This is a genomic window from Streptomyces bambusae, assembly GCF_019400985.1.
Lineage (GTDB): Bacteria > Actinomycetota > Actinomycetes > Streptomycetales > Streptomycetaceae > Streptomyces > Streptomyces bambusae_A.
This window is the reverse complement of the sequence record NZ_WTFF01000096.1, coordinates 1-23,577: the sequence shown is the minus strand read 5'-3', so window position 1 is coordinate 23,577 and position 23,577 is coordinate 1. Positions and strand designations below refer to the sequence as shown.

The 23,577-nt window shown below is 74.3% G+C and carries 19 protein-coding genes and 1 pseudogene; 7 read left to right on the top strand and 13 right to left on the bottom strand.

The window, feature by feature from the left end:
* A partial coding sequence (locus tag GPJ59_RS15630) for a L,D-transpeptidase (protein ID WP_374200856.1) occupies positions 1–1,366 on the top strand: 1,366 nt, incomplete at its 5' end.
* Positions 1,367–1,416: 50 nt separating this feature from the next.
* Here the strand turns inward: GPJ59_RS15630 and GPJ59_RS15625 are convergent.
* Positions 1,417–2,478, bottom strand: coding sequence for a helix-turn-helix transcriptional regulator (locus GPJ59_RS15625; RefSeq protein ID WP_219667743.1), 1,062 nt, complete (start codon positions 2,476–2,478; stop codon positions 1,417–1,419).
* Positions 2,479–2,517: 39 nt separating this feature from the next.
* Here GPJ59_RS15625 and GPJ59_RS15620 point away from each other — a divergent pair, with 39 nt between their 5' ends.
* Positions 2,518–3,009 carry a hypothetical protein gene (locus tag GPJ59_RS15620; RefSeq protein WP_219667742.1) on the top strand — a complete coding sequence of 164 codons (492 nt, stop codon included), beginning with the start codon at positions 2,518–2,520 and terminating at the stop codon, positions 3,007–3,009.
* A gap of 270 nt (positions 3,010–3,279) precedes the next feature.
* A complete protein-coding gene (locus tag GPJ59_RS15615) occupies positions 3,280–6,963 on the top strand; it encodes a hydantoinase B/oxoprolinase family protein (RefSeq protein WP_219667741.1) in 3,684 nt (1,227 codons plus the stop codon).
* On the opposite strand, the gene GPJ59_RS15610 is transcribed toward GPJ59_RS15615, so the two are convergent.
* The 7 genes from GPJ59_RS15610 to GPJ59_RS15580 form a co-directional block, all read right to left on the bottom strand.
* The gene (locus GPJ59_RS15610; RefSeq protein WP_219667740.1) at positions 6,882–9,464 is read right to left on the bottom strand and encodes a PEP/pyruvate-binding domain-containing protein; all 2,583 of its coding nucleotides are present in this window, start codon (positions 9,462–9,464) and stop codon (positions 6,882–6,884) included. The two genes, GPJ59_RS15615 and GPJ59_RS15610, sit on opposite strands and share 82 nt — an antisense overlap.
* The gene (locus GPJ59_RS15605; protein ID WP_219667739.1) at positions 9,461–10,915 is read right to left on the bottom strand and encodes a Ni/Fe hydrogenase subunit alpha; all 1,455 of its coding nucleotides are present in this window, start codon (positions 10,913–10,915) and stop codon (positions 9,461–9,463) included. Before GPJ59_RS15605 ends, GPJ59_RS15610 begins: the two co-directional genes overlap by 4 nt.
* Positions 10,912–11,727, bottom strand: coding sequence for an oxidoreductase (locus GPJ59_RS15600; protein WP_219667738.1), 816 nt, complete (start codon positions 11,725–11,727; stop codon positions 10,912–10,914). Before GPJ59_RS15600 ends, GPJ59_RS15605 begins: the two co-directional genes overlap by 4 nt.
* Position 11,728: 1 nt before the next feature.
* Complete coding sequence (locus tag GPJ59_RS15595) at positions 11,729–12,535, bottom strand: FAD/NAD(P)-binding protein (protein ID WP_219667737.1); 807 nt, start codon at positions 12,533–12,535, stop codon at positions 11,729–11,731.
* Positions 12,532–13,008 (bottom strand): cyclic nucleotide-binding domain-containing protein, encoded by a 477-nt coding sequence (locus GPJ59_RS15590; protein WP_219667736.1) that lies wholly within the window; start codon positions 13,006–13,008, stop codon positions 12,532–12,534. The genes GPJ59_RS15595 and GPJ59_RS15590 overlap by 4 nt, the downstream gene beginning before the upstream one ends.
* Positions 13,005–14,180, bottom strand: a complete 1,176-nt coding sequence (locus GPJ59_RS15585; protein WP_219667735.1) for a 4Fe-4S dicluster domain-containing protein — start codon at positions 14,178–14,180, stop codon at positions 13,005–13,007. Before GPJ59_RS15585 ends, GPJ59_RS15590 begins: the two co-directional genes overlap by 4 nt.
* A gap of 112 nt (positions 14,181–14,292) precedes the next feature.
* A complete protein-coding gene (locus GPJ59_RS15580) occupies positions 14,293–14,874 on the bottom strand; it encodes a hydrogenase maturation protease (protein WP_219667734.1) in 582 nt (193 codons plus the stop codon).
* A 210-nt stretch (positions 14,875–15,084) separates the two neighbouring features.
* Here GPJ59_RS15580 and GPJ59_RS15575 point away from each other — a divergent pair, with 210 nt between their 5' ends.
* From GPJ59_RS15575 to GPJ59_RS15560, 4 genes are all read left to right on the top strand, one after another.
* Entirely contained in the window at positions 15,085–15,960 is an 876-nt protein-coding gene (locus GPJ59_RS15575; protein ID WP_219667733.1) for a universal stress protein, read from the top strand.
* Between the two features lie 103 nt (positions 15,961–16,063).
* Complete coding sequence (locus tag GPJ59_RS15570) at positions 16,064–17,539, top strand: bifunctional aminoglycoside phosphotransferase/ATP-binding protein (RefSeq protein WP_219667744.1); 1,476 nt, start codon at positions 16,064–16,066, stop codon at positions 17,537–17,539.
* 32 nt (positions 17,540–17,571) lie between these two features.
* Entirely contained in the window at positions 17,572–18,438 is an 867-nt protein-coding gene (locus tag GPJ59_RS15565) for a potassium channel family protein (protein WP_219667732.1), read from the top strand.
* 105 nt (positions 18,439–18,543) lie between these two features.
* Positions 18,544–19,293 carry a phosphatase PAP2 family protein gene (locus GPJ59_RS15560; protein WP_219667731.1) on the top strand — a complete coding sequence of 250 codons (750 nt, stop codon included), beginning with the start codon at positions 18,544–18,546 and terminating at the stop codon, positions 19,291–19,293.
* Positions 19,294–19,320: 27 nt separating this feature from the next.
* On the opposite strand, the gene GPJ59_RS15555 is transcribed toward GPJ59_RS15560, so the two are convergent.
* The 5 genes and pseudogenes from GPJ59_RS15555 to GPJ59_RS15535 form a co-directional block, all read right to left on the bottom strand.
* Entirely contained in the window at positions 19,321–20,646 is a 1,326-nt protein-coding gene (locus GPJ59_RS15555) for a glutamate-1-semialdehyde 2,1-aminomutase (RefSeq protein WP_219667730.1), read from the bottom strand.
* A 7-nt stretch (positions 20,647–20,653) separates the two neighbouring features.
* Positions 20,654–21,205 carry a dTDP-4-dehydrorhamnose 3,5-epimerase family protein gene (locus GPJ59_RS15550; protein ID WP_219667729.1) on the bottom strand — a complete coding sequence of 184 codons (552 nt, stop codon included), beginning with the start codon at positions 21,203–21,205 and terminating at the stop codon, positions 20,654–20,656.
* A complete protein-coding gene (locus tag GPJ59_RS15545) occupies positions 21,202–22,425 on the bottom strand; it encodes a polysaccharide pyruvyl transferase family protein (RefSeq protein WP_219667728.1) in 1,224 nt (407 codons plus the stop codon). Before GPJ59_RS15545 ends, GPJ59_RS15550 begins: the two co-directional genes overlap by 4 nt.
* Positions 22,422–23,369, bottom strand: coding sequence for a glycosyltransferase family 2 protein (locus GPJ59_RS15540; protein ID WP_219667727.1), 948 nt, complete (start codon positions 23,367–23,369; stop codon positions 22,422–22,424). The genes GPJ59_RS15545 and GPJ59_RS15540 overlap by 4 nt, the downstream gene beginning before the upstream one ends.
* A pseudogene (locus tag GPJ59_RS15535) lies at positions 23,366–23,577 on the bottom strand (hypothetical protein); the annotation flags it as partial. The pseudogene GPJ59_RS15535 and the gene GPJ59_RS15540, both read right to left, overlap by 4 nt.

Sequence of the window (23,577 nt, the reverse complement as noted above, 5' to 3'; positions counted from 1 at the left end):
GGACCGGACCCCCGACGGGGAACGCCAGGACCGGCCCCCGGCCGCCCAGGCGGCCGTCCTGCTGCGCGTCGCGACCGCCCTGGAGGGCGTCGCGCCGGTCGCCGAGGCCGACCCGCGGCTGCCGCAGTGCGCCGGCGGCCTGCTCCGCTCCGCGGACTGCCGCGGCGGTCTGCACACCCAGCTGGTCCTGGCCACGGAGGAGGGCGCGCGGGCGACACCCCGAGAGGTCCCGGTGGGCCGGATGGACCGCACCGCGCACACCGACGCGGCCGGCCCGCTGGAGATCGCCCTCGCCGAGCCGGGACAGCTCACCGACGTCACCGTCCAGGACCGCCGCGGTCGCCACCTTGCCGGGGCCCTCGACGCCGACGGCCGGATCTGGTCCAACGCCGAGGCCCTCAAGGCCGACGAGGTGTACGTCGTCCGGGTCGGCGCCCAGGACGTGTCGGGCACCACCGTCGGCGCGGTGATGGCCCTGCGGACCGCCCCGGCGGCCGAGGGGGACCGGCTCACCGCGTCGTTCGGGCCCGGGCCGGGCACGTACGGCGCCGGCCAGATCGTCACCGCCGCACTCAGCCGGCCCGTCCCGGCGAGCGACCCCGCAGCCCGCGCCCGGGTCGAACGAGCCCTGCGCGTGACCTCCGAACCCCGGGTCGAGGGCGCCTGGCACTGGGTCGACTCCTCCACCCTGCACTACCGGCCCCGCACCTACTGGCCGGCCCACACCGAGGTCCACGTCCGCAGCGGCCTCGACGGGGTGGAGATCGGCGACGGCCACTACGGCGGCCCGTCGGACCCCGTCCACTTCACGATCGGCGACCGGATCGAGGCCGTCACCGACTCCGAAACGCACCGGATGACCGTCCGCCGCAACGGCCGTGTCGTGCGGACCATCCCGGTCACCACCGGCAAGGCCGGCTTCCGTACCCGCAGCGGCGTCAAGGTCGTGCTGCGCAAGGAGCAGCAGGTGCGGATGCGCGGGGACTCGGTCGGCATCCGGCGCGGCACCACCGAGTTCTACGACCTGCCGGTCCGCTGGGCGACCCGGCTGACCTGGAGCGGCGAGTACGTGCACGCCGCGCCCTGGTCCGTGGACTCCCAGGGGGAGGCGAACGTCAGCCACGGCTGCACCGGCATGAGCACGGCCGACGCCGCCTGGTTCTTCGAGACCGTGCGCGTCGGGGACGTCGTGAGGCACGTCAACAGCGGCGGCGACCCGATGACCGCGTTCGACAACGGCTTCGGCGACTGGAACGTCGACTGGGCCACCTGGCTCCGCGGCAGCGCACTCCGCCGCGGCGCCGCACCCGCGGACCCGCCGGCCGGGACCCAGCCCTCCACCCGGCGGCTGAACCCGTCGGTCTGACACCCGCTCAGCGGCGGGAACGGCCGGACGGGTGGCGCCCTGGCCGCGCGCTACGCCCCGTACCGCGCGGCCAGGGCCGCCGCCGTCGCCGCGAGGCGGGCGCGCAGTTCGGGCGGAGCCAGGACCTCGATGTCCGTACCGAGGGCGAGGAAGGCCGCCTCGGCCTGGTCCAGCGACTCGATGGGCAGCACCGCACGGACGCGGCCGTCGGCCTCCGGGGCGCCGACGGCCGTGGGCGCGGCGCCGCCGGCGCTGCGCAGGCGGGCGGCACCGTCCGGCGACAGCAGCACCTCGGCCTCTCCCCGGTACAGCCGGGCGTGGAACTCCTCCTGGGCCCGCTCCCAGTGCGCGGCGAGGTCGAAGCCGTCCGGCGGGGCGCACTCCTCGTCGGTGACCGCGACCCGCAGCATCTGGTCGACGCGGTACGTGCGCGGCGCCGGCCCGGGCGCGGCCTGCGGCCCCCGGGAGCCCGGACCCCGGCCGGAGCCCGTACTCCCGCCGGAGCCCGTACCCCGGCCCGAGCCCTGAGCGTCGGCCGGGGGCCGGGCGGCGGCGACCAGGTACCAGCGGCCCGCCTTGAGGACCAGGCCGTACGGGCGCAGCCTGCGGTCCACGTCCGTCGGCTCCTTCCAGCGGCGGTAGCGGACCTCCCGCACCCGCCCCCGCCACACCGCGTCCGCGACCGGGGCGAGGAACGGCACCCCCGCGTCCCGCGCGTACCAGCCCGGCGCGTCCAGGTGGAAGCGGGCCCGCATCCGGTCCGCCTGGTCCCGCAGCGCTGGCGGCAGCGCGGCCCGGAGCTTGAGCTGGGCCGCCGACAGGGCCCGGCCCAGGCCGAGTTCGGCGGCCGGGCCCGGCAGGCCCGACAGGAACAGGGCCTCCGCCTCGCCGCTGCTCAGCCCGGTGAGCCGGGTCCGGTAGCCGGCCAGCAGCCGGTAGCCGCCGCGGTGCCCGGCGTCCCCGTACAGCGGCACGCCGGCCGCGGCCAGCGCCTCGACGTCGCGGTAGACGGTCCGGACGGACACCTCCAGCTCCCGCGCCAGCTCGGCGGCGGTCATCCGCTCCCGGGTCTGGAGCAGCAGCAGGATCGACAGCAGGCGGCTCGACTTCACTGACACACCGTGTCAGTGAAGCGCACCTACCGTCCAGCCATGACCTTCACCGAGAAGCTGCTCACCGTCCCGCCGTCCCTCGAGGTCGCGGGCCGCCGCATCAAGCGCTACCACGTCACCACCGACCCCGCCGGGATCGAACCGGAGGTCGAGGCCGCCGCCTACCGCTTCCTCCCCGAGCTGCTGCGCACCCTGCCGGAGCCGGACGGGACCCCGTCGGCCAGCTTCGTCGTCCTGCACCGGGGCGGGGACGACGGCGCCTACCTCAACGTCTACAGCTGGGTCTGGGACAACGTCCTGCACTTCGCGGGCGGGGCCGCCGGCCAGCCCGTCCTCGGCTGCCCGGACCACGACCCCACCCACTTCGTCCGGCTGGAGCGCTCGTTCATCGGCTGCGTCTGGGAGCTGGCGCCCCTGCGCCACGAACGCGAGGCCTGGGTACGCCACATGCTGGAGCCCGCACCCGGGAACGCCGACCTCGAAGCCTACGTCGCCGACTCCCTCGCCCCCGGCACCACCGGGAACCGCTGACGCGCCGCTGACGCACGCGGACCACGGCCGACTGCCGGACCCGGCGGCGGTGCCTTCAGCAGTACGCGACCCGGGCGGGCGGGCGGCGCGCCGACGGGTCGGGGCGGCCGGGGCGCGTGAGAATGCACCAGGGTGGCGGGTACGCGGGCAGGGACGGCCGCTCGTGCCCAGGGGCACGCGCCCGGCCCGGTAGAGGGCGCCTCCCTGACGAGGAGTTCGACGTGGCACTCGTACCACCCGCTGACGTTCCGTCCTGGAAGGAGGAGGCGGATGTCCTCCAGCACCCGCTCCGGTGTGCAGTTCTGGGTCGACCGGGGCGGTACGTTCACGGACGTGGTGGCCCGTATGCCGGACGGGCGCCTGCGGAGCCTCAAGCTTCTTTCCGAGATGCCGGGCCGCCACCGGGACGCGGCCGTCGAGGGCATCAGAACCCTGCTGGGACTGGCCCCGGGCGAGCCCGTCCCCGCAGATGCGGTGCACAGCGTGCGCATGGGGACGACCGTGGCGACCAACGCCCTGCTGGAGCGCACGGGCGAACGCACGCTCCTCGTCATCACCCGTGGTTTCCGCGACGCCCTGCGGATCGGCTACCAGAACCGCCCGCACCTCTTCGCCCGCGAGATCGTGCTGCCCGACGCCCTGTACGAGCGCGTGGTCGAGGTCGACGAACGGGTCACGGCCGAGGGCGAGGTCCTCCGCCCGCCCGACCTCGATGCGCTCGCCGCCGACCTCAGGCGTGCGTACGACGACGGTGTCCGCGCCGTGGCCGTGGTCTGCCTGCACAGCGCCCTGCACCCGGCGCACGAGCAGGCGATCGGGGAGCTCGCCGCCGGCCTCGGCTTTCCCCAGATCTCCCTGTCCTCCACCACGGGCCGGCTCACCAGACTCGTACCGCGCGGTGACACCACCGTCGTCGACGCCTACCTCTCCCCGGTCCTCCGGCGGTACGTGCGCCACGTGGCGCACGAGCTCGACGGCATCCGGCTGCTGTTCATGCAGTCCAACGGGGGGCTGGCCGCGGCGGGCCACTTCCGCGGCAAGGACGCCGTGCTCTCGGGCCCGGCCGGCGGCATCGTGGCGATGGCCCGGCTGTCCCGGCAGGCCGGGCACGACCGCGTCGTCGGGTTCGACATGGGCGGCACCTCCACCGATGTCTCGCACTACGCGGGCGAGTTCGAGCGTGTGTCGGTGTCCCAGGTCGCCGGGGTCCGTCTCCAGGCGCCGATGCTGGACATCCACACCGTGGCCGCCGGCGGCGGCTCCGTCCTGCGTTTCGACGGCGGGCGCTACCGCGTCGGCCCGGACTCCGCCGGCGCACACCCCGGCCCCGCCTGCTACCGCGCCGGCGGACCGCTGACGGTCACCGACGCCAACGTGATGCTCGGGCGGATCTCGCCCGCCCACTTCCCGCACGTCTTCGGGCCCGGAGGCGACCAGCCGCTGGACGACGCCGTCGTACGGCGTGAGTTCGCCGCGCTGGCCACCCGCATCCACGAGGCCACCGGCGACCGGCGGACCCCGGAAGAAGTGGCCGAGGGCTTCCTCCAGGTCGCGGTGGCGGGCGTGGCCGCCGCCGTCAAACGCATCTCCGTGCAGCGCGGTCACGACATCCGGGGCTACGCCCTGACGACCTTCGGCGGTGCCGGCGGCCAGCACGCCTGCGCCGTCGCGGACTCGCTCGGCATCCGCACCGTACTGGTGCCGCCCCTGGCCGGGGTGCTGTCCGCGCTCGGCATCGGCCTCGCCGACGTGACGACCGTACGCGAACGCTCCGTCGAACTCCCCCTGGACGAGGCGAACATGGCGACGGTCGACGCCACCGCCGACGAACTCGAGGCCGCCGCCCGCGCCGTGCTGCACGACGAGGACGTGCCCGACGACTCCGTCCGTGTCACGCGGACCGCCCGGCTGCGCTACGACGGCACCGACACGCCGGTCACGGTGCGACTGGCCGAAGCCCCTGCCATGGAACGGGAGTTCGCCCAGCGCCACCGCGCCCTCTACTCGTTCCTGCTCGACCGGCCCGTGGTCGTCGACTCCCTCTCCGCCGAGGCCCGGGGGCTGACACCGCAGCCCGACCTCCGGCACCTCGCACCCGCCGGGACGACGTACGGCGACGCTGCCGCCCCCACGACGCGCCTCCACACGGACGGGGCCTGGCGGACCGTACCGCTGCGCGAACGCGAGCGGCTGGGGCCGGGCGCGGTGGTCCGCGGGCCCGCCGTGATCACCGAGGCGAACGCCACCACCGTGGTGGACGGCGGATGGGAGGCCACCGTCACCGAGCTCGGCCACCTGCGCATGGAACGGGTCACCGCCCCCGCGCCCGTGGAGGTGGCGACCCGCGCCGACCCCGTCATGCTGGAGATCTTCAACAGCCAGTTCGTCTCCGTCGCCGAGCAGATGGGAGCCCGCCTCGCGGCCACCGCCCAGTCCGTCAACATCAAGGAGCGGCTGGACTTCTCCTGCGCCCTGTTCGATCCCGAGGGCAACCTCGTCGCCAACGCGCCTCACATCCCGGTCCACCTGGGCTCCATGGGAACCGCCGTCCGGGAGATCGTCCACCGCCGCGCCGGGACCATGCGGCCCGGCGACGCCTACGCGGTCAACGACCCGTACCACGGCGGCACCCACCTGCCCGACATCACCGTGATCAGCCCGGTGTTCGGGGAGCGCGGCACCGCCCACGAGGAGCGCATCCTGTTCTTCGTCGCCTCCCGCGGCCACCACGCGGAGATCGGCGGCCTGGCCCCCGGATCCATGCCGGCCGGCAGCCGCCGTATCGACGAGGAGGGCGTCCTGTTCGACAACTGGCTGCTGGTCCAGGACGGCCGGATGCGCGAGGCCGAGACCCTGGCCCTGCTCGGCGAGGCCCGCTACCCCTCCCGCGCCCCCGCCACCAACCTCGCCGACCTGCGGGCCCAGATCGCCGCCAACGCCAAGGGCGTCGAGGAAGTGGACCGCATGATCCGCCACTTCGGCCTCGACGTGGTGCAGGCGTACATGCGGCACGTCCAGGACAATGCCGAGGACGCCGTCCGCCAGGCCCTGGACACCCTCGCCGACGGGCAGTACCGCTACGAGACCGACTCCGGCGCCGTGATCGCCGTCCGCGTCACCGTGGACCGCGAGCAGCGCTCCGCGACCGTCGACTTCACCGGCACATCGCCCCAGCTCGATTCCAACTTCAACGCGCCCACCTCGGTGGTCACGGCCGCCGTGCTGTACGTCTTCCGCACACTGATCGCCCAGGACATCCCCCTCAACGACGGCTGCCTGCGGCCGCTGCGCATCGTCGCCCCGCCGGGCTCGATGCTCGCCCCCGAACCGCCCGCCGCCATCGTCGCGGGCAACGTCGAGACCTCCCAGGCCGTCACCGGAGCCCTCTACGCGGCGCTCGGCGCCCAGGCGGAGGGCAGCGGCACCATGAACAACGTCACCTTCGGCAACGAGCGCCACCAGTACTACGAGACCGTCGCCTCGGGCGCGGGAGCCGGACCCGGATTCCACGGGGCATCGGCCGTGCAGACGCACATGACGAACTCCCGCCTGACCGACCCGGAGGTGCTGGAGCTGCGCCTGCCGGTCCTCGTCGAGGAGTTCTCCGTACGCGCCGCCAGCGGCGGTGCGGGCCGCTGGCACGGCGGCGACGGCGTGGTGCGCCGGATCCGCTTCCGCGAGGCGATGACGGTCAGCGTGCTCTCCGGTCACCGGCGCGTACCGCCGTACGGGATGGCGGGAGGGGAGCCGGGCGCGCTCGGCGTCCACCATGTCGAGCGGGCGGACGGCACCGTCGTACCGATGGCGGGCTGCGACTCCGTCGAGGTGCGCGCGGGGGACGTGTTCGTCCTGCGGACCCCCGGCGGCGGTGGCTACGGCAGAGCGGACGCCGCCCACCCAGGGCCAGGCGGCCGGAGGACCAGTCCGCGATCGCCGTCGACGAGGACACTCTGACCGTCGCTCAGCCGCGTGGTCGCGTCCACGGTGGCCATGACCGCCGGGATGCCGTACTCGCGGGCGACGATCGCGGCGTGGGAGGCCACGCCGCCGGTGTCGGTGACGACGGCCGCCGCCCGGCGGAAGAGAGGCGTCCAGGCAGGACTCGTATAGGCCGCGACCAGCACGTCGCCGCCCCGGAGAGCGGCGAATCCGTCCGGACCGTGGACCACCCGGACCGGACCCTGCGCGGTGCCGGCACTGCCCGGGACCCCGCGCAGCAGAACCTCGGCACGGGTCAGGCCGAGCGGCTGTGCGGGGGCCGGCGGGACGAGTGGTGTCCGGGCGAGGCCGGCGCGCCGCGCCTTGCGAGCCGATGCCCGCTCGCGCAGCTCGGCGGCGAGCCGTGGGCCGGGCGGCCAGGTACCGATGCCGTCGAGTTCGTCGAGCCGCAGGTGGTAGACGTCCTCGGTCGTGTCGAGCACCCCGGCGGCGACGAGCCGCCGCCCCATCTCCACCAGCGCCTGCCGCATCGCAGGCAGCGGCAGCATCGCCAGGAACCGCGTGTCGTCGCGGATCTGCTGGAACCAGCGTGCCTGCCGGAGCAGCACCCCCACGGCCGACCGGAGCGATTCCGGCCCCAGACGCAGCACGGGATGCTGCAAGAGGGCCTGCTCCGTCTGCTCGCCGGGCCCCGGTCCGGGCGGCGGCGGGGCCTGGGAGGCGAGGCTCTGGAGCATGCCGAGGACGATGTCCGGCCGGTCGCGCCACGTGCCCTGCGTGAGCAGCAGCGGTGACACGGTGTCCCGGTGCCCGTACGCGTCGAGGAAGGCGTCGAAGCCGGACACGAAGCCGGGAGCCGTCTCCCGCATGCCCGTGTGCAGGGCCTCGCACAACTCGTCGGCGGTGCGCCGGGCGAAGGCCTCCCACAGCCCCGTGTCGGCCCGGACCGCGCTCGCCAGGTCCTCCAGCGCGCGGTTCGCATCGGCGGTCAGGGTGTCCACCCCGGCGAGGAGTGCACCGGTGAGCCGACGCCGCCGCAGCAGGCAGAGCGAGGCGTACAGGGCCGCCAGTGCCAGCAGGGTGCGCGGCAAATAGCGCAGCCGGAGTTCCAGCAGCGGTGCGGCGATGCGGGGCCCTTCCTTCAGCAGGGCGGTGAGTTCCGGCCAGGAACATCCCTCGACGTCCCGCGCGCGAAGCTCGTCCGCGCGTGCGCGCATGGTCTCGATGACCGGATCGGACCTCCACAGGGCGGGGTCCCGGCGGCGGGCCGCGTGTACGAGGCGGACGGGCGCCGTCAGCAGCCGCGGGGTGGGGCGGGGGAGCGGCATCTCCACGCGGACGACCACGCCGCCTTCCTCGATGAACATCCGGGAGGCCGGGGGGTAGACGATGCCGGTCGCTTCGACGGCCTTGTCCAGCAGCGAGATCAGCGGGCCCAGCCATGCCGTCATGTCGATCGGGTAGGGCCGGACCGGCAGGACCTCGCGGAGCATCGCGCTCACCGTCCGCCGGACGCGGACCGGCAGCCCGGCCAGGCCCGTCCGCTCGGGCAGCGCGGTGATCGGGCGGGTCTGGAGGACGTACAGCCGCCCGTCGGCCCAGGCCCATTCGATGTCCTGCGGCCGGCCGAAGTGGCGTTCGACGTCCTTGGCGACGCGGACCAGCTGCCGCACCGCCGGGGCGGGCAGGGCCGGGCCGGCGGCACCGGGCCCGGTGACCTGGCCGGTGACCTGCTCGGTGACCTGCTCGGTGCCGCCGCCAGGCCGGGACCGCACCACGACTTCGTGACGTCCGGCGGTGCGGCGGACCACTTTCGGGCGCCGTGTGTCGACCACGATGTGCTCGGGGGAGACCAGCCCGGAGACCACCGCCTCGCCGAGCCCCGGGCTCGCGTCGACGACCAGCGTGTGCCGGTTGCCCGTGACGGGGTCGCTGGTGAACGCCACTCCCGCGAAGTCGGCGTCCACCATGCGCTGCACGACCACCGCCATCCTGACCCGGCCGTGGTCGATGCCGTGCTGGGAGCGGTAGTCGACCGCCCGGTCGGTCCACACGGAGGCCCAGCAGCGGACGACCGCGTCAAGGACGTCCTGCTCCCCGACGACGCCCAGGAACGTGTCCTGCTGGCCGGCGAACGCCGCCTGCGGCAGATCCTCCGCCGTGGCGCTCGAACGCACCGCCACCGCGCCGCCGAGATCCCGGTACGCGGCGCACACCGCGTCGGCCACGTCGTCCGGCAGCCCGGCCCTCACGACGGCCTCGCGGACCGCCCCCGGACCGGCCGCCCTGAGCGGGCCGGGATCGGGCGGCCGGTACGCCGCCGTCGTCACGACGAACCCGGGAGGCACCGGAAAGCCGGCCCGGACCAGCTCCCCGAGGTTCGCACCCTTCCCGCCCGCGACGTCCGGATCCGCCCGCCCCAGGCGCCCCAGCGGGACGACCAGGTCCAGTGCACCCGCCTCCTTCGCCGCACCGTCCATGCGCGCGCCCAGCACCATCGGGATCACGGCGGTCACCTCCCCGGTACCACGGCGTTCTGCTTCCCAGTATCGGGATGTGTCCGTGCCCCAGCGCGGCGGAGCCGCGGCGGGCCCCCGGGCGTCCGCTCGATGTCGAGTTCCAGGAAGTGGGCCGAGCACGAGATGCACGGGTCGTGATTGCGGACGGACCGCTCGCACAGGCGGGTGAGCTCCGCCTCGGACTCCACTCCGCGGTCGAGCCCGGCCTGGACGGCCCGGCGCAGGTCCTCCTCGATGGCGCCCTGGTTCTGGGCGGTCGGCGGCACGAGGACGGCGTCGGTGACGCGGCCGGCATCGTCGAGCGCGTAGCGGTGGTAGAGCAGGCCGCGCGGTGCCTCCGTGGCGCCGTGTCCGGTACCGGCACGCGCAGGCACCTCCACGTACGGGCGGCCGGGCCGCTCGTACGCGCCGATGATCCGGAGCGCCTCCTCCACGGCGTACAGGACCTCCACCGCCCGCACGAGGATGCTGCGGTAGGGGTTCCGGCAGACGGCGCCGTGCCCGGTGCCGGCCGCCCCGCCGGCAGGCGGCGGCTCGCCCAGTCCGGCCTCCCGGGCCGCTTCCAGGGCCGTGGGGGAGAGCAGGTGTCCGCTGATGGCCCAGCGGGCCAGGGATCCGGTGAGATGCCGGCGGCCGTCCAGCCGGGAGTGCAGAGCCGTGGAGTACGGCACCTGCGCCTCGGTGACATGGCCGCAGAAGTCCCGCAGGGGGAAGCCGCGCGGCGCGAGGGGCTCGTCGTGACGGAGCACGGTGGGGATGCCGGACTCGATGGCGTACGTACCGGCTTCGGCGAGGGCGAAGAAGTCGGCGTCGCACTCCGCCTCGGGGAAGTCGAATCCGGCGACCCAGCGCACCGTGTCCCACGCGTCGTCCAGGGCGGTACGCAGGCGCTCCGCCAGGGGCCGGAGTTCGGCCCGGGTCGGGGTGCGGTGGAAACCGCCGAGGCGGACATTGACGGGGTGGATCGCCCGGCCCCCGAGCAGTTCGACCACCGCGTTGCCGGTCTGCTTCAGGCGCAGTCCGCGTTCGACGTGCTCCCGGTGCGTGCGGGACAGCCCGATCACGTCGTCGTGGCCGAGGAAGTCCGGTGCGTGCAGCAGGTGGATGTGCAGCGTCTGACTCTCGATCCATTCACCGCAGTACAGCAGGCGGCGCAGGGCGGCCAGTTGTCCGTCGACGGTGACACCGCAGGCGTCCTCGATCGCCCGGCAGGCGCTCATCTGGTAGGCGACGGGGCAGATCCCGCAGATGCGTGAGGTGAGGTCGGGGGGCTCGGTATGGGCCCGGCCGCGGAGGAAGGCCTCGAAGAACCGCGGCGGCTCGTAGATCGCCAGGCGTGCCTCGGTGACCGTGCCGTCATGGATACGCAGATGGAGCGCGGTCTCGCCCTCGACCCGTGTGAGGGCCGGGACGCGCAGGACCCGGGACCGGGGCGTGGGCTCGCTCACCGCGCTCCTTCCGCGCCCGTCGCACCGGGCCCTTGCTCTTCCACGGCGCTGAAGGCGGCCACGTTGAAGGTGTGCAGGAACCTGGCGGCGTCCTCGTCGTCCATCCCGTCGCGGTGCAGGAGCGGGACCAGCGCGGGCAGGTTCGTGGTCCGGGCCGGCCCGAAGCAGCCGTAGCAGCCGCGTCCGTAGGCCGGGCACAGGGCTCCGCAGCCGGCGTGGGTGACGGGGCCGAGGCAGGGTGTGCCGTGGGCGACGGTGACGCATACGGTGCCGCGCCGCTTGCAGGAGAAGCAGACGCTGTGGTTCGGGATGCCGGGTTTGCGTCCGGCGAGGAAGGCGGTGACGACCTCCAGGAGCTGGCCGCGGTCGATGGGGCAGCCGCGCAGCTCGAAGTCGACGGGTACGTGGGCGGAGACGGGCGTGGAGGTGGCGAGGGTCGCGATGTAGTCGGGGCGGGCGTAGACGGTCGCCAGGTACTCCTCGACGTGGGCGTAGTTGCGCAGGGCCTGGACGCCTCCGGCGGTGGCGCAGGCGCCGATGGTGACGAGGTGGCGGGAGTCGGCGCGGATGCGCCGGATGCGGTCCACATGCTCGGGGGTGCTGACCGACCCCTCGACGAGGACGAGGTCGTACGGGCCCGGTGCGGCGTCACTGGACGCCTCCGCGAAATGAACGATCTCCAGCTCGGCGGCGATGCCGAGCAGTTCGTCCTCGCAGTCGAGCAGCGTGAGCTGGCAGCCGTCGCACGAGGCGAACTTGAAGACGCCCAGTCGGGGACGGGCGGACTGCCGGGGTGGGTCGGAGGCGTTCATCTCACAGTTCCCGGACGGCGAGCAGGGATTCGGCCTGGTCGTAGCCGACGACCGGGCCGTCGCGGCAGAGCAGGAGAGGGCCGAGCTGGCAGTGCCCGCAGTGGCCCGTGGCGCAGCGCATGGTGCGTTCGAGGGAGACCTGGACGCGGGCGGGGTGCACGCCCCGGTGGACCAGGGCACGCGCGGTCGCGCGGATCATGACCTCGGGGCCGCAGACGAAGGCCGTCGTGTCCGCCGGGGTGAACCGGGCCTCGCCGAGCAGCGAGGTGACCACTCCGACCCTGCCGGCCCAGTCACCGGACGGCCGGTCGACGGTGCCGGCCGCGAACGGCCGGCGCCAGGCGGAGAACTCGTCCGGGTACACCAGATCCGCAGGGGTCCGGGCGCCGGCGAGGACGTTGAGCCGTCCGTACGCCTCGGGCTCGGCCAGCACGGCGTGGATCAGGGGGCGCAGTGGCGCGAGTCCGATGCCGCCGGCGATGACGAGCACGTCGCGGGCGCGGGCGGCCGCCGTGTCCCAGCCGGTACCGAAGGGCCCGCGGACCCCCACCTGTGCGCCGGGCCCCAGGTCGTACAGCGCGCGCGAGACGGCACCGACGGCCCGTACCGTGTGGGCCAGCCGCCGGCCGTCGAGGATCCCGGACACCGAGACGGGGACCTCCCCGACGCCGAACGCGTACAGCATCGCGAACCGGCCCGGGGTGAAGGGGGGCAGCGGCGCGCCGACCGGCTCCAGCGTGAGCGTGACCGTGTCGTGCGTCTCCTCCCGGCGGTCCACGACGCGGTAGGGGAGCGGGGTCAGGGTCACGGCGTGCGCCCGCTCTCCTGCGGCCCGTACAGGTCGAGCAGCCGGGTACGCGTGGCCCTGAGCCGTTCTCCGATGGTCTCGGCGACGAGGGTGACCAGGGCCAGGCCGAGCACCGGCCGTTCGGCGCACAGGTCGCGTACCGCGGCGGCGTCGAACTCCCAGGCGCGGGTGGGTTCCCGGGTCTCGGCGCCGAGGTGCCACCGCCGGGGCGGGCACAACCACGACCAGCCGAGCAAGCCGCCCGGGCCGATGGTCTCGACGACCGCGGCTCCCCGGCCGGGCACCTGGACGTCGAGCGCGACCGTGCCCGAGCGGACGATCCAGAAGCGGTCCGCCTCCTCGCCCTCTTCGAAGACCCGCGTACCGGCCGGCAGGACGGCGTCGCGGGCCAGGGCCATCAGCCGTTCGCGCTCCTCCGCCGGCAGAGCGGCGAGCAGGCCGTCGTCGCCGGGCCCGTCCGGATCCGTGGTCATGGCGCGTTCACCGGCCGGGTGGCCTCCTGGTGCAGGGCGTGGGCCTCCTCGGTGAGGTCGATGCCGGTGGGGCACCAGACGATGCAGCGGCCGCAGCCGACGCAGCCGGAGCTGTCGAACTGGTCGTGCCAGGTGCCCAGCTTGTGGGTGAGCCACTGGCGGTAGCGGCTGCGGGGCGTGGCCCGGACCGGGCCGCCGTGCAGGAGGGAGAAGTCCAGGTCGTAGCAGGAGTCCCAGCGGCGCCACCGCTCGGCGTGGTCGCCGGTCAGGTCGGTCACGTCCTCGGTGGTGGTGCAGAAGCAGGTGGGGCAGACCATGGTGCAGTTGCCGCAGCTCAGACAACGGGCCGTGACGTCGTCCCAGCGGTCCGCCTCCAGGGTGTCCCGCATCAGCGTGCGCAGGTCCACCGGAGGCATGGACCGCCCCATGCGCTCGGCGGCCTCGCGCACGCCATCGGCCGCGGCGGTACGGGTGGCGTCGTCGGCGGCGCGGCCGGGGAGGTCCGCGAGGACCGCGGCTCCCTCCTCGCTCCCGCTGCGGCACAGGAAACGGTGGCCGTCGTCGTCCAGCACCTCGGTGAGCGCGAGGTCGTACCCGGCGTCCGCGGCCGGTCCCGTACCCATCGAGACGCAGAAGCAGGTGGCGCCCGGCTCGGTGCACTCGACCGCGATCAGGAAGGCGCCCGTCCGCCGGGACAGGTAGGCGGGATCCTTGTACCGGCCACCGGACATGACCCGGTCCAGGATCCGGATGGCGCGCAGGTCGCAGGGCCGGACGCCGAGGAACGCGTACGAGACGGGCTCCGGCCGCTCCTCGCGCACGGTCAGTTCGCCACCGGGCCGGCGGTCCGCGGACCACTGGCGGACCCGCTCGGGGTGCAGGAACGACTTCCACGACTGCGGTCCCGCACTGTGCGCGAAGGCGGCCCCGTCGTCGCGCCGGCGGACCCGGTACCGGCCCGCCTCCAGCTCCACCCCCCACCCGTACGGCAGCGCGGCGGCGGAGTCCAGCTCGTCGAGAACGATCGCCCCGTCACGCACGGTCGGGCCGATCACGGTACGGCCGTGGCGCCTCAGGGCCCGTACGAGCGCGTCCAGACCGTCGCGGTCCAGCACCGCCTCGGCCCTGCTGCCGGTAACCCGGCCGGTTCCCTCGGGGTCGGGATCACCCATGGTCCGCCCTCTCCTCCGCGCCCCCGGCCGGGGGAGGCGCAGGTGCGATGCATCCGGCACGGTCACCGCGCCGAAGCCGGACGACGGCGTGCGACCGCTTGACGACAGGGTGTCAGGCGGGCGGTCTCCGGGCGGCGAACGCCGCCCGGCGAGTCCCGCCGGGCGGGCCGGGCCGGGCGCGGCCGCCGCCCGACGACGCGCCGTGCTGTGCGATGTCCGCCTCGATCCGCCGGACCAGCCGCGGAACCGCGCGGGCCACCGCCGGGGTGAGGCCCACGCCCGTCGAACGGTCCGCTCCCTCGACCGCGTACACGATCAGACGGCCGGGACCACGCCCGAGCGCGTCGCCGAGCCGCAGGGCCTCGGCGAGTCCCAGGCCGTGCGTGCTGTGCCTGCCCGGGGCGGCCGTGCGCAGGGCGTCGCCCGAGGCGCAGTCCCACCGGCGCGTCCGCCCCGGCCGCGCTGACGCCGGCGGGAGGAAGCAGGCGTCGACGACGACCGTCAGGCCGGTGTTCTCCCACAGCCCGATCAGCCGCCCGGGGTCCCCGTCGCACTGTGCGAGAACGGTGCCCGCGGGCAGCCGCCGCTGCGCAGCCCGGTCCCTCAGCAACCCGACCACGACCCACCCGACCCCGTCGTCCCTGCGGAACTCGTTGCCGACCCCGATGACCGCCGTACGGGTGAATGCCTCCATCGGTCCCTGACTCCCTCTGCGAAGGCCGCTCAGCGGCGACACCGTCTTGTCCTGGTCGATGGGCTCGCGGGCGGGCCGCGGAGCGGCCTCGGGTCGATGATCGGGCCGGGGCGGGCGGTCCGCACCTCCTTCCGGTGCGCCTGCTCCGCGTGGACAGGCGATTCGTGCACTGTGATGGCCCAGAGGTTGTCGCGAGAGGAGGCTGTCGCCATGGAACCCGTCGTGACCGTGGGCCTCGACGGTTCAGCGGAGAGCCTTGCCGCTGCCCGCTGGGCCGCCGACGAGGCCGACCGGCGCAGGCTCACCCTGCGTCTGCTCCACGCCTGGCCCATGCTGGCTCCGGAACCGGTGCGCGTCCCCGCGGAGATCGACCAGAACTACTGGGCGAAGAAGCTCGTGCACAAGGCCCGGGCAGAGCTCCAGGTGACCCACCCCGGACTGACGGTCGTCGGTGAGCTCGTCGCCGACGACGCCCAGGAGGCCCTGCTCCGCGCGGCATCCGAGTCCGAGATGACGGTGCTCGGTTCGCGGGGGCTGGAGCTCGTGGAGAGCTATTTCCTGGGCGACATCAGCACACCCGTCGTGGCCCGGGCCGAGCGACCGGTCGTCCTGGTCCGTGCCGGGGCGCGAAGGGACGGACCGCCACCCGCACCGGGTTCGCCGGGCGGCGTGGTGGCGGCGTTGAAACTGCGCGGCCCGTGCGACGACCTGCTCGCGTTCGCCTTCGAAGCCGCCGCCGCGCGCGGCGTCCCCCTGCGGGCCGTCCACGGCGAAAGCCTGCCGGTGCACGCCTACACGCCGTGGGGCGTGGACCACGACGTCACCGAAGAGATCGAGCAGGATGCCCGCAAGCGGCTGGGCGAGGCCCTCCAGTCGTGGCGCGAGAAGTTCCCGCAGGTCGACGTGTCCGACACCGTCGCCCTCGAAAGCCCCGCCAGGGCCCTGGCACGGGCTGCGGACGGAGCCGGACTGCTGGTCGTCGGCCGGCGCAGACACCGTCCACCCCTGGCACCGCGCCTGGGCTCCGTCGCCCAGGCCGCCATCCACCACGCGCGCTGCCCCGTCGCCGTCGTCCCCCATGACTGAGCCCGACCACTCCGGGGAGCCGCGCGGGCCCGCGTACCATTCCGACGCGTCGGCGCTCCGTACGGCCACGGGCCCCGACTCCGCCGCGCCGCAGCGGGCGGAGGTGCGCGAGACCCACACCGCGGTCGTGTTCTTCGTCGGTGACCGCGCCTACAAGCTCAAGAAGCCGGTCGACCTGGAGTTCCTGGACCACACCACCGTGGCGGCCCGCCGGGAGGCCTGCGAACAGGAAGTCGCCCTCAACCGGCAGTTCGCGCCGGACGTCTACCTCGGCGTCGGAGAGATCCGCGGCCCCGCCGCCGAGGCGCCGGAGCCGCTCGTCGTCATGCGCCGGATGCCGGCCGACCGCCGGCTGTCCACCCTGGTACGCGAAGGCGTCACGGTCGACGGCTGCCTCAGGGACGTCGCCCGCCGGCTCGCCGCGCACCACGCCGGCGCGGTCCGTGGCCCGCACGTGGACGAACAGGGCACGAGGGATGCGCTGTCGGCGCGCTGGGAGGCCGGCTTCGCGCAGGTCCGTGAGCTGGTCGACGCCGAGCACCTGCCCGACGGCCTGGCCGAGACCGAGCGGCTGGTGCGCCGCTACCTCGCCGGCCGCAAACAGCTGTTCGACGCCCGGATCGAGCAGGGGCGGATCGTCGACGGCCACGGCGACCTGCTCGCCGACGACATCTTCTGCCTCGACGACGGCCCCCGCATCCTCGACTGCCTCGAATTCGACGGCAACCTCCGCCACGTCGACGGCCTCGACGACGCGGCGTTCCTGGCCATGGACCTGGAGCAGCTCGGAGCTCCCGAGGCCGCGTCGTACTTCCTCGCCGCGTACGGCGAATACTCCGGCGACCCCGCACCCCCCTCCCTGTGGCACCACTACGTCGCCTACCGCGCTTTCGTGCGCGCCAAGGTCTCCCTGATCCAGGCACGCCAAGGAGCCCCGGGCCTGGAGGCGGCGGCGCGGCGGCTGGTCTCGACCGCACTGCGCCACCTGCGTACCTCCGCCGTCTGCCTGACCCTCGTCGGCGGGCTGCCGGGCAGCGGGAAGTCCACACTCTCCGGAGCGCTCGCCGACCGCCTCGGCGTGACGCTGCTCAGCAGCGACCGCATCCGCAAGGAACTGGCGGGCATCCCCGCGGAGCAGCCGGCGGCCGCCGGCTACGGCGAGGGCCTGTACGCACCCGAACGGACCGCCGGCACGTACGCCGCCCTCCTCGACCGCGCGGCGGCCCTGCTGTCCTCCGGCGAGTCGGTCGTGCTGGACGCCACCTGGTCCGATGCGGAACAACGCGACGCCGCCCTCCGCATGGCCGAACGAGCCGACGCCGACCTCGTGGCACTCCACTGCGAGGTTCCCGGCAGTGTGGCGGAGGCCCGGATCGGCACCCGGCCCCCGGGCGCGTCCGACGCCGACCCGGCCGTCGCCAGGGCCATGGCAGCCGAGGAACCACCGTGGACGGAGGCCGTCACGATCGACACCAGCGGCTCTCTCGAATCCGCGGTCGTGCAGGCACTGGCAGCCGTACGTCCCTGGGGAACCGGCCAGGCTCCGGTCTTCCGCCGCCCGTACATGGAGCCGGACTGAGCCCACTCGCCGGAGCGGAGGAAGGGAGTGCGATGGACTGGCTGCTCAGCCTTCTGGGTGCGGTCCTGGTGCTGTTGGTCCTGCGCGATGTGTTCCACACCCTGTGGCACCCCACGCGCCACGGCGGTCTGAGCAGATTGCTCATGATGGGCCTGTGGCGGCTGTCCGCGCGACTGCCCGCCGGCCGACGGGCCTCGGGGCTGACGGGCCCCCTGGCGATGGTGGCGGTGGTCGCGGTATGGACGCTGACCGTGGCCGTGGGCTGGGCCCTGGTCTACTCGCAGCAGATGCCGGACGGGTTCACCTACACCGCCGGCCTCGCTCCCGCCGAGCACGCGCGGTTCATCGACGCGCTCTACGTCTCCCTGGTCACGGTGTCGACCCTCGGCCTCGGGGACATCGCACCGGGCGAAGGCTGGCTGCGGGTCCTGGCTCCCCTGGAAGCACTCGTGGGGTTCGCCCTCCTCAGCGCGACGGTTGCGTGGACGCTGGGCATCTATCCGGCCCTCGCCCGCCGCAGGGCGCTGGCACTGCGCCTGTCCCACCTCTCCCGCACCCACCCGACGACGGAACAACTCGACGCGGACGCGGGAGCGGCGATCCTCGACAGCCTGGCCGCGGGCATCAGCGTGATCTCGGTGGACCTGATGCAGTACGCCGAGTCCTACTACTTCCACGACGGCGACGACCGGACCTCCCTGGCCCGCAACATCGCGTACGCCGAGAACCTGGCGGACCGTGCGGCGGGGGCCCGCCATCCGGACGTCCGTCTCTCGGCGGCGGTACTGCGCGTGGCGCTGGAGGACCTCGCGCTCATCCTCGACCAGCGCTTCCTGCACACCCGGGGAACCGTGCGACAGACCTTCGAGGCGTTCGCGCGCGACCACGGAGACCGCTGAGCGGCACGACGGGCCGTTTCCGCACTTCGTGGAGACGGCGCCCATGCCGTGTGCCAGAGTGGTCCAAATGGATGAAGGTTCAGGCCGACCGGACGCGGTGGGCGGGTGACCGGCCGGTCGTCGGCGCACGGGGTGCTGCCCCCGCAACTGCGCGGGTGGCTCGGGCTGATCGCGGCCCTCGCCGCGCTGGTGGTCGCCGGGCTCGGGGTCCGGTACGCCGACGACAGCGAGCCCGGCACGGCGGACGCGCGGATCGGGGCGGCGGTGGAGGGTGTGCAGCCGCAGCCGTGGCGTCGAGTCGCCCTGGCTGCGGACTTCTTGGGGGAGCCCGCCGGAGCGGCGGTGCTGGTCGTGGCCGCTGTGGCGGGCTGCCTGCTGCTGCGGCGTCCTCGCGCGGCGGTGTTCCTCGTCGCCGGGGCCGGTGTCACCGTCGGTGCGGCGACGTTGATGAAGCCTCTGGTGGGGCGCACCATCCACGGCGCCGACAACCTGTCCTACCCGAGCGGGCACACCGCCTTCCTCACCGCGCTCGCCCTCGTGGCGGCGCTGCTCGCGACCGGCCGGCTCGGCCTCGGGAGGACGGCCGGCATGTCACTCGTGCTCGGCGCGGCGCTGGTCGCCGGCGCCGCCATGGGCTGGGCGCAGGTCGCCCTGGGTGCGCACTACCCGACCGATGTCCTCGGCGGCTGGTGCACCGCGCTGGCGGCGATACCGGCGACCGCGTGGCTGGTCGACCGGACGGCCGACCGGACGGCCGACCGGACGGCCGACCGGACGGCCGACCGGACGGCCGATGGGACGTCCGACCGGACGGTCGACGTGATGGCCGACGCCGGTCGGCGGGAAGGGCGCTGACGTCACGTCATATGATGACGCCCCGCCTCACGCCAAGCGGCGGAACACCGGCTTCACCGGTCGTCCGGCCAGCCAGGGGGTGGGGTCGGCGGCGTCCAGTGCCTTCCGGTACACCGCACATGCCTGGGCCACCACGTCGACCGTGTGATCGATGTCGGCGTCGTCGAGCGCGCTGCTCACCACGAACGACGGAGCCAGCACCCCGCCCGCGAGGAGCCGGCGCAGGAACAGGGTGCGGTACTGCTGCGACGGCTGCCGGTTCTCGTCGAGGGTGGCGAAGACCAGGTTGCTGGCCCGGCCCCGGACGAGGACGTGGTCGCCCACGCCCATGCTCGCTGCCGCGTCGCGGACGCCGGCGGCCAGCCGCTCGCCGAGGGCGTGCAGGCGCGCGGTGACGCCCTCCTCGACGTAGGTGGTCTGCACGGCCATCGCGGCGGCCAGCGAGTGCGTTTCCGCTCCGTGCGTGGTGGACAGCAGGAACACCCGGTCGCCAGTGTGGCGCAGCCCGCCCCGCTCCATCAGGTCGCGGCGCCCGGCCAGCGCGGAGACGGCGAATCCGTTGCCCAGCGCCTTGCCGAACGTGGAGAGGTCGGGGACGACGCCGTACAGGCCCTGGGCGCCCGCCTCGGACCAGCGGAAGCCGGTGATCATCTCGTCGAAGACCAGCACGCAGCCGTGCCGGTCGGCCAGCTCGCGCAGGCCGGCGAGGTACCCGGGCGGGGGCTCGGTGTGGGTGGCGGGTTCGAGGATCAGGCAGGCGATCTCGCCCTCGTGGCGGCTCAGCAGTGCCTCGGTGGCGGCCAGGTCCCCGTAGGGGAAGGACACGGTGAGGTCGGTGGTCGCCGCCGGAATACCCGCGGACATCGGTGTGGTGCCGATGAACCAGTCGTCCACGGAGAAGAACGGATGGTCGGCGCAGACGGCCACCCGCGGGCGCCCGGTGGCGGCGCGGGCGAGGCGCACCGCGGCGGTGGTGGCGTCGGAGCCGTTCTTCGCGAACTTCACCATCTCGGCGGTCGGCACCGTGGCCAGGAAGCGTTCCGCGGCGTCGACCTCCACGACGGACGGCCGTACGAAGTTGCTGCCGCGGTCGAGTTCGCGGCGTACCGCCTCGATCACGCGGGGGTGGGCGTGGCCGAGGCTGACCGACCGGAGGCCGGAGCCGTACTCGATGTAGCGGTTGCCGTCGACGTCCCACACGTGGGCACCGCGGCCGTGGCTGATGACCGGGGCCAGGTTCTCGGGGTACTGGTCGTCGCCCTTGGCGTAGGTGTGCGCGCCCCCGGGGACCATGGCGTGCAGCCGCTCGTTCGCCGTCCGCGACCGGGGGAGCTCGAACTCGTTGGTGTCCACGCCTGCCTCAGCTCTCCTTCTGCTTCAGGACCTCGGCGAGGCTCGGCGCCTCCCGGTCCCGCCGGGACATCGAGGTGACCGGCAGCGGCCACGCAATGGCGAGCTCCGGGTCGTCGAAGGCGATCGTCACGTCCTCGGCCGGATCGTGCGGGCGGTCGATCCGGTACGAGGTGTCGGCTGCCTCGGTCAAGGCCTGGAAGCCGTGCGCGCACCCCGCCGGGATGTACAGGGTCACCTGCGTCTCGCCGGACAGCTCGAAGAAGGCCCGGCCCAGGTAGGTCGGCGAGTCCGGCCGCAGGTCCACGACGACGTCGAAGATCCTCCCGTACGAGCACCGCACCAGCTTGGCCTCGCCGGCGCCGGAGCGCAGGTGCAGGCCGCGCACCACCCCGCGGACCGAGCGGGACATGCTGTCCTGGACGAAGGCATCCGGGTCCAGGCCCACCGAGCGGACCACGTCCGCGTCGAAGGTACGGCAGAAGAAGCCGCGCTCGTCGGCGTACGGCGTCGGCTCGAACAGGTACGCGCCGGCGATCGCCGGCACTTCGGTCGCTTTCACGGAGTCTCCTGCCGGGTGCGGGCGGGCGTACGGTCGGCTGCCGGGAACAGGGCGGCGGTCAAGGCGGTGAACTGGTCGGCGAGTTGCCGGGCGGCGATCCGGTTGCGCTCGGTGAGGGTCCGGCGCAATTCCGCCGATTGCTTCTCCAGCGCCCGGAACTGCTCCAGCAGCCGGTCGGCGTCGACCTCGCGGGCCGGGTGGCAGTAGGCGCCCAGCCCCATCCGGGCCATGAGCGCGTCGCTCTTCGCCGCATAGCTGAGCGCGAGCGTCGGCGTGCCGGCCTTCAGCGCGCAGACCAGGTTGTGGTAGCGGGTCGCCACCACGGTGTCGGCGGCCGCCGTCTCCTTCATCAGGTCGGCCAGCGAGACCGCCTCGGCAGCGGTGACCAGCGGCGAGTCCACCGCGTCGAGGATCGCGGCGACCACCGGCGCGTCGCACGCGTCGCCGGTGAGCAGCCGGACCGGCCTGCCCTCCTCGGCCAGTGCGCGGACGAACCGGGTCGTCCCGTCCAGATAGCGCCGGTGGATCTCCTCGGCCGCGGCCCGGTCGTCGTTGCCGCCGTGGAAGTCCATGACGCCGACGCAGACCGGGCCCGGCGGACCCGGTGGCCGGCTCGACGACGGCATCGGCAGGGCGAACGCGAGGTCCGGGTAGACCTCGTCGCGCGCCGTGTCCACGCCCATCGCCCGCATCGCGTCGCGGGACAGGGCGTCCCGGTACGACCGGTACGCGGCCAGCCGTGCCGCCCGGCGCACCAGGGCCCGCGTCGGCCGGTCGCGGATCGCGTCCGCGCCTACGCCGACCAGCGCGACCCGGGTCCCCAGCAGCCGGCCGCTCGCGCAGAGCAGGAACAGCGCGTACGGGAAGCCCCACGGCCGCAGCGGCAGCGTGGCCTCCAGGACGCCCATGCCCGGCACGATCACCACGTCGTGCCGGCGCACCCAGGCGGCGGTGCGGACGGCGTCGACGAGTTTGCCCAGCCCCTTCCCCGCGATCGCGCCAGCCCGCGACGCGGTCCGGTACTCCCCGCGGTACCAGTGCAGCCGCGTCGCCGGGATCCCGTACCGGGCCGCGACGACCTCGGGTCCGCCGCACAGCGCGTCCACGACCGCCTCCGGGTGCTCGGCGCGCAGGTACCCGAGCACGGCCTCCAGCGATCCGTCGTTGCCGAGGTTGCCCGAGCCGAGCAGGCCGAACACCCCGACCCGTACCGCAGTCACCCCTGCCTCCCCTCACGCCCGGCGACCAGGGCGTCGACGGAGACGGTGAGCAGGGCCGGGTCGACCGGGGCGCGGTCCTCGACCCGCTCGCCGGCGCCCGGCCGGGCCCGGCTGGCCATCCATGCGGCCAGGTGGCGGTAGCACGCGCGCCGGTCGGCGGAGGACAACGGCGCCCGCCGGACCGCCGCGACGAAGCCCCAGACGTACTCGGCGAGCAGCCGGGGCGTCGGGTGCAGCGGGCCCGCCCGGCGCGGATCCAGGTTGACGCACCGGGAGCGCTTGGAAGGGTTCGCCCGCTCGGCGCGGGTGGGGTGGTCGCGGCGGAAGTACAGCAGCTCCGGCACCTGGTGGAAGGGCCCGTGCAGGCCGATCTCGGTGACGAACGTGCGGTCCGCGTGGTGGTAGCTGTCGTGCGGCTTCACCCGGCGCAGCACATCGGCCCGCATCACCCCGTAGAAGTCGTCGCCGCCGGGCTCGAACAGCATGCTGCGGAAGCGCTCCGGCGCGTGCGGGGAGGCGGTGGCCAGCGTGTACGGGTACGGGACCTTCACCTGGCCGCGTTCGTCGATGACCGCCTGGTCGGCGTGGGCGAGGATCACCTCGGGCCGCTCGTCCAGCGCCTCCACGCAGCGCTCCAGCAGGGTGCGGGCGTACAGGTCGTCGTGCGAGGCCCACTTGAACAGCTCGCCGCGGCACTCGGTGAACACGTAGTTGTGGTTCGGCGCCGCGCCGATGTTCCGGGGCAGCCGGAGATACCGGATGCGCGAGTCCTTCTCGGCGTACCGGTGGCAGATGTCCTGGGTCCCGTCGGTCGAGGCGTTGTCGGAGATGACCAGCTCGAAGTCCTCGTAGGTCTGGCCGAGCAGGGCGTCGAGCGACTCGGCGAGGTACTCCTCGCCGTTGTGGACGGGCAGGCCGATGCTCAGCCTGGGGTGCGCGGTCATGTGGTCCTCACTTCGGGAACAGGGTGGTGATGGCGCTCGCGCAGGGCGGACCGCAGTTGCAGCCACCACACGGCCGAGGCGGTCAGCGTCGCGGCGGCGACGCCCCAGGCCGAGCCGGCCGTGCCGGCGGCGGCCGCCCCGCCGAGGCCGCCGCCGACGTAGCAGGCGGAGGCGAAGAGCTGGCAGCGCAGGCTGCGCCGGGCTGCGC

What these genes read in the sequence shown, in the direction of transcription:
- GPJ59_RS15620 (WP_219667742.1), top strand. Translation starts at nt 2,518, where the DNA reads ATGACCTTCACCGAGAAGCTGCTCACCGTCCCGCCGTCCCTCGAGGTC.
- GPJ59_RS15615 (WP_219667741.1), top strand. Translation starts at nt 3,280, where the DNA reads ATGTCCTCCAGCACCCGCTCCGGTGTGCAGTTCTGGGTCGACCGGGGC.
- GPJ59_RS15600 (WP_219667738.1), bottom strand. Translation starts at nt 11,727, where the DNA reads ATGAACGCCTCCGACCCACCCCGGCAGTCCGCCCGTCCCCGACTGGGC.
- GPJ59_RS15590 (WP_219667736.1), bottom strand. Translation starts at nt 13,008, where the DNA reads ATGACCACGGATCCGGACGGGCCCGGCGACGACGGCCTGCTCGCCGCT.
- GPJ59_RS15585 (WP_219667735.1), bottom strand. Translation starts at nt 14,180, where the DNA reads ATGGGTGATCCCGACCCCGAGGGAACCGGCCGGGTTACCGGCAGCAGG.
- GPJ59_RS15580 (WP_219667734.1), bottom strand. Translation starts at nt 14,874, where the DNA reads ATGGAGGCATTCACCCGTACGGCGGTCATCGGGGTCGGCAACGAGTTC.
- GPJ59_RS15575 (WP_219667733.1), top strand. Translation starts at nt 15,085, where the DNA reads ATGGAACCCGTCGTGACCGTGGGCCTCGACGGTTCAGCGGAGAGCCTT.
- GPJ59_RS15565 (WP_219667732.1), top strand. Translation starts at nt 17,572, where the DNA reads ATGGACTGGCTGCTCAGCCTTCTGGGTGCGGTCCTGGTGCTGTTGGTC.
- GPJ59_RS15540 (WP_219667727.1), bottom strand. Translation starts at nt 23,369, where the DNA reads ATGACCGCGCACCCCAGGCTGAGCATCGGCCTGCCCGTCCACAACGGC.